Source organism: Nonomuraea sp. NPDC049784, from assembly GCF_040659615.1.
Lineage (GTDB): Bacteria > Actinomycetota > Actinomycetes > Streptosporangiales > Streptosporangiaceae > Nonomuraea.
In genome coordinates, this window is the sequence record NZ_JBFAMX010001074.1 from 1 (window position 1) to 2021 (window position 2021).

The 2021-nt window shown below is 70.9% G+C and carries 1 protein-coding gene and 1 pseudogene; one reads left to right on the plus strand and one right to left on the minus strand.

All coding sequences use genetic code 11. The features are described 5' to 3' along the window. Positions 1-799 (plus strand): annotated as a pseudogene (locus AB0J09_RS63350) (hypothetical protein); the annotation flags it as partial. Positions 800-1289: 490 nt separating this feature from the next. Here the strand turns inward: AB0J09_RS63350 and AB0J09_RS63355 are convergent. Next, positions 1290-2021: hypothetical protein (locus AB0J09_RS63355; RefSeq protein ID WP_360713979.1), on the minus strand; the 732-nt coding region annotated here is incomplete at its 5' end.

Genomic DNA, 2021 nt, shown 5'->3' on the forward strand with positions numbered 1-2021 from the left:
CAGGCAGACGGCCGAGATGCGGACGCGGCTGGAAGAGGCGGAAGGCGAGCGGGAGACGGCCCTGGGGGATGCCGAGCGGGCGCGGGAGCAGGCACTGGCCGCGTTGCGGGAGGCGGCGAGCACCGAACGGCAGGCGTTGCAGACGGCCGAGGAGGCGCAACGGCGCGCGGAGGAGGCCGAGCGGCGGGCCGAGGAGGCGCTCCACCGGGTGGAGTTGACGGAGCAGGCCAGGGATCAGGCCGTTCAGGAGCTTGCCGAGCGGGTTGAGCTGGCCGAGCGGCGTACCGCCGAGGCGCGGGCGCAGGCCGTACAGGCTCGGGAGGACGCAGATCTGGCACGCGAGGAACGCGAGCGGGCTCGGGACGAGACGGCGGCGGCTGTTCGGGCGTGCGAGCAGGCCGAGCGGGAGGTGGTCGGGGCGCAGGCCCGCGCGGAGGCGGCGGCGCAGGAACGAGATCGGGCCGTGGAACGGGCCGTCACGGCTGAGCGGGCAGCGGCCGAGGCAGAGCGGGATCGAGCGGTGGCGCTCAAGGACGCCGCGCAGGCCGCGGCCGAGGTGGAACGGCTGGAGGAGACGGTGGCGGAGTCCTCGGCGGCGCTGTCCCGGGAGCGGAAGCTGGTCTCGCGGGAGAGGTCGCGGGCTGACGCCGCGGTGAAGGAGCGCGATCGGTTGATGGGGGAGTTGAGGCTGGAGCGGGTACGGCTCGAGGATCTGCGTGCGGAGCTGGAGGCGGTACGGGCAGAGGCGGCTCAGTTGCGGGAGCGGGCGGTGGCTGCGGAACTCCGTTCCTCGTCCTAGCCCGGTTCTACGGCCCCAGACTCCTATCTCTCCGACCCACTGCTGACTATGGCCTCGGGGAACATCGGTACAGCGATTATCGGTGAGATTGATCTTGATGGAGGCTGGCCCGCTGGGCGGTGTGTCCGAGACTCGCGGGTAGCTCCTGCTCGGCACGATGACGACATGAACGACCTCTTGGGGTGCCGTTAACCAACGTGGCACCAGCCGCCATATAGGTCCTGACCTGGGAAATCAGCTTCCCGGTTCCAGCCCAGCTCGCACCGTTGGCTGTTCGACGGCAGGGTGGCCTGTCGAGTAGCGCGGCGAGGGCGGTGTTGCCGGACGCGGCACCGCGCCCGACGGGGAATCGGACGTGAGCGTGCGCGCGAGCTGGCTCTAGCCTGACCCGCCGAACGACGCCGGCGAGGCCCTCGGGCCCGTGCACGGTGTGGCCCGGCGGTGGGGTCAAGCCACCGCCGGGCCACGGGTGAGGGTGTCGCGAGGAAGGTCAGGAGGTCTTGGGGTTAGGACGCTCGGCCGGCTTCTCACCCGGCTTCTTGTCCTGCCTGTCGGCCGGGCGCTGCTGCACCTGGTCGGCGGGCGGGGCGGTTACGGAGACCGGAGCGCCGAAGTCACTGAACTCCATGACGAGCTGGTGGCTGTCTCCGGGGAAGTCGACCTCCAGCCGCCGCACCTGCCCCTGGTCGTCAACGTCCACGGTTCCCGTGACCGTCTTCGACTCTTGCGGCTTTCCCTGGGGATCGGTCCCGGCGGAATCCTCCAGCGTGTACGCGTACCGGATGCCCGTCCAGCCCTGCCCGGAGGCGGTGCCGTCCTCGTGGACGTCAGTGGCTTCACGGAGCCGTTGCAGAGCCGCGTCGGGATTCAGCGCGGCTCCCTTGACCAGGGCGTTTATCGCGGACGCCTTCGCCAGCTCCGCTTCGGGACGCGGTCCGACAGTCCAGCTCCCTTCGCTCTCCTCGTTGTACATCTTGTCGCCGACGAACCGGGTCTCCAGCCCCTCCTGCAGGTTCGTGAGGACGCCCAATTGCCCCGCCGGGTCGAAGGCGCCGTCCCAGGACTTCGAACCCGAGGTGGAGTGGATCCGGTAGGTGTGCTGGTCGAAGCGCTCCACAGCGGCGGTCACCTTGGCCATGGCCAGCGCCGAATGCTGGTTGCCCGGCAGCACGACCAGGACCACGCCGAGCGCGGCGGCGGCGCCGAGCGAGGCGGCCGGGAC